The sequence below is a fragment of the Rhizobacter sp. P3_C12 genome, from assembly GCF_056402735.1.
In genome coordinates this window covers 1-5,019 of sequence record NZ_JBFUGW010000369.1, presented here as the reverse complement: position 1 = coordinate 5,019, position 5,019 = coordinate 1, and the positions used below count along the sequence as shown (strand labels likewise).

Annotated in this window: 7 protein-coding genes; 3 read left to right on the top strand and 4 right to left on the bottom strand. The window is 66.7% G+C overall.

The genetic code is table 11. The features are described from left to right. Positions 1 to 364: 364 nt before the first annotated feature. Positions 365 to 1,330, bottom strand: a complete 966-nt coding sequence (locus tag AC1DXV_RS31215; protein WP_477937351.1) for a sensor histidine kinase — start codon at positions 1,328 to 1,330, stop codon at positions 365 to 367. A gap of 283 nt (positions 1,331 to 1,613) precedes the next feature. Between AC1DXV_RS31215 and AC1DXV_RS31210 the strand changes: the two genes are divergently transcribed. From AC1DXV_RS31210 to AC1DXV_RS31200, 3 genes are all read left to right on the top strand, one after another. Then, positions 1,614 to 1,808, top strand: coding sequence for a hypothetical protein (locus AC1DXV_RS31210; RefSeq protein WP_056816100.1), 195 nt, complete (start codon positions 1,614 to 1,616; stop codon positions 1,806 to 1,808). Between the two features lie 133 nt (positions 1,809 to 1,941). Continuing rightward, positions 1,942 to 2,658 carry a Crp/Fnr family transcriptional regulator gene (locus AC1DXV_RS31205; protein WP_477937349.1) on the top strand — a complete coding sequence of 239 codons (717 nt, stop codon included), beginning with the start codon at positions 1,942 to 1,944 and terminating at the stop codon, positions 2,656 to 2,658. A gap of 145 nt (positions 2,659 to 2,803) precedes the next feature. Beyond that, the gene (locus AC1DXV_RS31200) at positions 2,804 to 3,442 is read left to right on the top strand and encodes a Crp/Fnr family transcriptional regulator (protein ID WP_477865915.1); all 639 of its coding nucleotides are present in this window, start codon (positions 2,804 to 2,806) and stop codon (positions 3,440 to 3,442) included. Here the strand turns inward: AC1DXV_RS31200 and AC1DXV_RS31195 are convergent, their stop codons facing one another. Genes AC1DXV_RS31195 through AC1DXV_RS31185 form a run of 3 tightly spaced genes read right to left on the bottom strand, consistent with a single transcriptional unit; the run spans position 3,443 to position 4,827 of the window. Continuing rightward, complete coding sequence (locus tag AC1DXV_RS31195) at positions 3,443 to 3,577, bottom strand: hypothetical protein (RefSeq protein ID WP_477865914.1); 135 nt, start codon at positions 3,575 to 3,577, stop codon at positions 3,443 to 3,445. Positions 3,578 to 3,592: 15 nt separating this feature from the next. Continuing rightward, entirely contained in the window at positions 3,593 to 4,450 is an 858-nt protein-coding gene (locus AC1DXV_RS31190) for an OmpA family protein (RefSeq protein ID WP_056816092.1), read from the bottom strand. Beyond that, on the bottom strand, positions 4,447 to 4,827 hold the full coding sequence (locus AC1DXV_RS31185; RefSeq protein WP_082541570.1) for a DUF4398 domain-containing protein: 381 nt from the start codon (positions 4,825 to 4,827) through the stop codon (positions 4,447 to 4,449). Before AC1DXV_RS31185 ends, AC1DXV_RS31190 begins: the two co-directional genes overlap by 4 nt. Positions 4,828 to 5,019: the final 192 nt, after the last annotated feature.

Sequence of the window (5,019 nt, the reverse complement as noted above, 5' to 3'; positions counted from 1 at the left end):
GACAAAGGGCCCGCATCGCTGCGGGCCCCGTCAATACTGGCTCCTCGACCTGGGCTCGAACCAGGGACCTACGGATTAACAGTCGGATCGCGGAGCCGGTGGCTTGGCCGCACCACCATTGGCTTAGTTGTCATTCGGTGTCTCATTGGGCGCCGTCCGTCCAACACCGCAGTCTCCCGGCGTCTGCGCGGGCAAGTACTGTATATGTGACAGTTTGGGGATCCGGCCTGCGGCCACCGCGCCGCGGTTGTTCTTCGTAAGTTCCGACAGAAGAACCCTCGCCGGCAGCCGCGACCGGGTACCAGCTTGAAGGCAGTTTCTCCCCAGCTTCAAGGTGACTAGGCAGGCCACCAAGCGGTGGTTGTCATGAAGCCTCGGTCCAGCGTCTTCCATCGCGAATCGGGATCCTGASGACGAAGCGGCTGCCYTGCCCAAGCCCGGCGCTGCTCGCCTCGACGCTGCCGCCATGGGCTTCGGCTAGCTCGCGCACCACCGCMAGGCCCAGTCCCARGCCGACGCCATTGAACTTCACCGCATGCTGTTCCTGCACGAACGGGTCGAAGACTTCSAGCAAGGCCCGTGGCGAGATGCCAATGCCGTTGTCCTYGACGGTGAACACCATGGCATCCGGCRTGCGTTGYACGACGAGGGCGATCTCGCCGCCGGCCGGYGTGTACTTGGACGCGTTGCCYAGGAGGTTGCTCAAGATCTGGGTCAGGCGRACCGCGTCGCCGCGTATGCTGCCCGGCGGGGACGGCAATTCGAGCCGCAGCGTCTGCGTGTGTCGGGCCATCGCATGGCGGCAGGTGACGAGCGAATCCTCGACCACGTCGGCGATGTCGACATCGCCGAACTCCAGACGCAGCTTGCCGGCATTCACACGCGACACATCGAGCAGATCGCCAATCACGCGCGACATGCGGCCGGTCTGCCGCTCGATGATCTCCAGCAGGCGTGCAATCTTGTCGGCGGCAACGCGCGGCAAGAGCGTGGCAGTGGTGCACAAGGTCATCAGCGGGTTGCGCAATTCGTGGGCCACGACGGCCATCAGTTGGGTCTGGCGGTTCAGCGCCAGTTCTGCCTGGCGCTGCCCGCGCTGCGCAAGCAGCGTGGCCTGCAGCAACTGCTCGTTGACCTTGCGCAGTCGCGCGAGAGTCGCGCGGGCGCGCCTGCCAGTGGCGGGCGCTGCAGCGTCCGCTTGCTGGCCGAATAGGGGGGCGCGCGGCGCAATGCGCCTGCGTGTCGCTGCCGTGCTGTGGTGGGGCGCGGAGAGCGTTTTCTTGGGCGGCAGTCCGGCGAGGGCGTCGGACGGGTGAAGCGTGACAGACATTGCGGTGTCCTTCCGAAAGGGAGCGCGTGTGGGTCAGGCGGGAAGTCCCAGCCCCAGGATGCAGCGAATCGCAACACCCAGGTGCGCAGGCTTCCTTTTGGGGATGGGGGAGCGCTCCGTCGGCGAGTCTGCCGGGCCCGCCCCGATCCGGTCTGTGCGATGGCGAACGCAGGGTCGTGGCATTCCTAGCGAACGTTACTTACCGCACAGACGCCCCAGCGACGCATGACTAGCGTGCCTGCTGCACCTCTAGGAAAGGCAAATCATGACCAGGACGCACCGCTTGAAGTCCGACAGATCCGAGGCGCCGGTGGTCGCGGCACCGCCCGCAGAGGCCGACTTGCCGCTGATGGCCACGCTGGGAATCCGTTTTGAGGAAGGTGCCTATCGCTTCGCCTGCATCCCGTATGACAACCTGCACGACGCGGCCAACTTCGCTCGCTTGGCCGGTGCGGGACGCGACGAGAACCAGCGATAGACCACTCCATTCTTGGCGATATGTTCGATAGCGAACATACCGCGACTCCGTGAGCGCCTATAGTCGCCGCCATCGGCGGTATGGCGCGGTACGCGTTCCACGCCGGCTCCGACCCTGTGCGGAGCTTCGTGACATGGCCCTTTCCCCCGACCCGAAGCAKAATCATCTGCTGGCGGCCCTGCCTGACGCAGAGCAGCAGCGCTGGCTACCACAGCTCGAATGGGTCGAGTTGCCGCTCGGCCAGGTGCTCTACGAACCCGGGCGYGCGCTCAGYCACGTTTACTTCCCCACCWCGGCCATCGTCTCGCTGCTGTACGTGATGGAGAACGGCTCGTCKGCCGAGATCGCCGTGGTGGGCAATGAGGGAATCGTCGGCATCTCGCTGTTCATGGGGGGCGAATCGACGCCCAGCCGCGCAGTGGTGCAGAGCGCCGGCGGAGGCTTCCGGTTGAAGGCATCGACGATCAAGGAWGAGTTCAAYCGCGCGCCGGTGYTGCACCTGCTGCTGCGCTATACGCAGGCGCTGATCACCCAGATGGCGCAGACGGCGGTGTGCAACCGCCACCACTCGCTCGATCAGCAGCTGTGCCGCTGGCTGCTGCTGAGTCTCGACCGGCTGACCGGCAGCGAACTCGTAATGACTCAGGAGTTGATCGCCAACATGCTGGGCGTGCGCCGAGAAGGTGTCACCGAGGCCGCGGTGAAGYTGCAGAAGGCSGGGCTGATTCGCTATGCACGAGGGCGCATCACGGTGCTCGACCGGCCGGGGGTGGAGCAGCGCACGTGTGAGTGCTATGCGGTGGTGAAGAAGGAATACGACCGCTTGTTRCCCGCGCCGCTRGTGGACTGAGCCGCYCTGTGTACGCTGGCAGACGGTGACGCAGCCGCGCAGGCCCCAGACTGCCTGCGCCATGAWAAACCTCGAGAACGGCTTGATCGAACTGCTTCCGCGGGCGGACCGCCAACGTCTKCTTGCTGSGGGAGGTGCGGTCGAGATGACGCTCGCCCAGGTGCTCAGCGACGCTGACCAGCCAACACGGCACGTGTACTTCCCGATGGAGGGCTTTGTGTCGTTGATCTCGCAAGTCGATACCCATCCCGGCCTGGAGGTCGGCATGGTGGGGCGCGAGGGCATGCTGGGCGTGCACGTGGCGCTGGGCGTGCCGGTCGCGCCGCTGCATGCGGTGGTGCAAGGGCCGGGCACGGCGTTGCGCATCGCCGTCGCGCCATTCCGGCGCGAGCTGGCACGCAGTGCCGCGCTGCAACGCAGCCTGAGCCGCTACATCCACGTGTTGATGGCGCAACTCGCAGGCTCGGCTGCCTGCCTCCGCTTCCACCTGATCGGCCCGCGCCTGGCGCGCTGGCTGCTGATGAGCCAGGACCGCGCGCAATCCGACCACTTCTACATGACGCACGAGTTCCTGGCCTACATGCTGGGCGTGCGGCGCGTCGGCGTGACGGCTGCAGCGGGCACGCTGCAGGCCAGCGGCCTGATCGAATACCACCGCGGCGAGTTGCGCGTGGTCGACCGCGCCGGCTTGGAGGCAGCCGCCTGCAGCTGCTACCTGGCCGACCGGCGCATCTACGGCCTGTCGATCGGCCGGGCACCGGCCCCGGCTACAAACGCGGCCTGATCACCGCTTGCGTTGGCGATCCGGTGTCGCCGGCGCAATTGCCGGAATCGCCAGCACCGGCGTTTCCGGCTTTGCCACCGGCGCCTGCTTAGGCTTCTTCACTTCCTTGTTGCCGTGCTTGCGCTCCTTGGACATGGTGGTCTCCAGATTTCAACGTGGCTTGGACACGCCGTTCTCATCTGAAAGGATGATCTCGACGCGACGGTTCATCTGCCGGCCCGCGGCACTGTCGTTGCTGGCGACGGGGTAGGCCTCGCCGTAGCCGCGCGTGCGCAGCCGGTCGGCGGTGACGCCCTGGTCGATCAAGGCCATGCGCAAGGTTTCGGCGCGGCGCGTCGAGAGGTCGAAGTTGCCGCTCTCGGTGCCCTGGCTATCGGTGAAGCCCTCGATCATCGCGGTGCGCTTCGGGTGGTTCCTCATGAACTCGACCAGCTTGCCCATGTCGCGCACGCCGCCGGGACGCAGCTGGGCGCGGTTGGAGTCGAACAGCACGTCACCCAGCGTGATCACATCGCCGCGGTCGGTCTGCTTGGAGCCCAGCGCCTTCAGCTGCAACTCCAGCTCGGCGGCACGCGCCTTGTCCTGCTGCGCACCGGCCGTGGCGACCGCCAGTTCGGCGCCCTTGGCCTGGGTTGCCATGCGGGCAGCGGCCACCTCGCGCGCCGCCTTGTCGTCGACGCTGCCGGCCTTGGCATCGGCTGCGGCCTTGTCCCAGGTCTTGGCATTGGTGGCCTCCCGCGCGATGGCCACGCGCTGCTGGGCCAGGTAGGCGAAGTGGTCGACGCTGCGCAGCGTGTCGCCACGTGCGCGGGCCGCATCGCCGGCTGCGAGCGCTTCGCGAGCCTGTGTCATTTCCGGCCCGGCGTACTCGGCGGCCTTCGGGTCGCCTTGCAGCATTTCATAGCTGGCGTGGGCCCTGTCGAGGGCGGCGTTGGGTTGCGGCACGGTGCCGCAGGCCACCAGCGCTGCGGCCAGTGCGGTGACGGTGAAGATCGAAAGCGTGTTCATTGGGTACCTCCGGAGGACGCGGCCTTGCGGGCTTCGTCGGCTGCCTTGTTGGACTTGGCGGTTTGCATCTTGCGCACCGCGAGCTGCGCGTCGAGCTGGCTTTCCTCGGCCAGTTGCTTCGCGAGAACGTAATCCTTCGCGACCACGGCCTTCTGCGCGGCGGCCAGTTTCTCGGTGGCCAGGCGCGTCTCGGTGGGTGCATAGGCCGGCGCGCCGTCGACGGCGGCGCTGTCGACCGCGGCCTTGGCGCTGGCCAGCTGTTCAGTCGGCGGTGGCACAGTAGCGCAGCCACTAGCGATGAGGACCATCAGCCCGGCCAGGATGATGGGACGGGGTGCCTGCGGAAACGACAGGCAAGGCAAGTGCATGAGTCTCATGAAGGGACTCCTTTTCGGTGTGATGGGAACAGGGGAGGACGGTGGGGGTGGTCTGCGCCTGCACCCCTTGACGCATACGTAGCTCAACGTGCGATGTCACTTGGCGCCGCCGATAAGCAGACCATGGCACCGTGTGACACCGCCGTCTGTCTGCCAGCGCACGCAGGCGTGCGGCAAGACGAAGGACTGTCC

Bases quoted from the DNA above. Each gene is read 5' to 3' on its own strand.
- AC1DXV_RS31200 (WP_477865915.1), top strand. From the start codon at position 2,804: ATGACGCTCGCCCAGGTGCTCAGCGACGCTGACCAGCCAACACGGCAC.
- AC1DXV_RS31195 (WP_477865914.1), bottom strand. From the start codon at position 3,577: ATGTCCAAGGAGCGCAAGCACGGCAACAAGGAAGTGAAGAAGCCTAAG.
- AC1DXV_RS31190 (WP_056816092.1), bottom strand. From the start codon at position 4,450: ATGAACACGCTTTCGATCTTCACCGTCACCGCACTGGCCGCAGCGCTG.
- AC1DXV_RS31185 (WP_082541570.1), bottom strand. From the start codon at position 4,827: ATGAGACTCATGCACTTGCCTTGCCTGTCGTTTCCGCAGGCACCCCGT.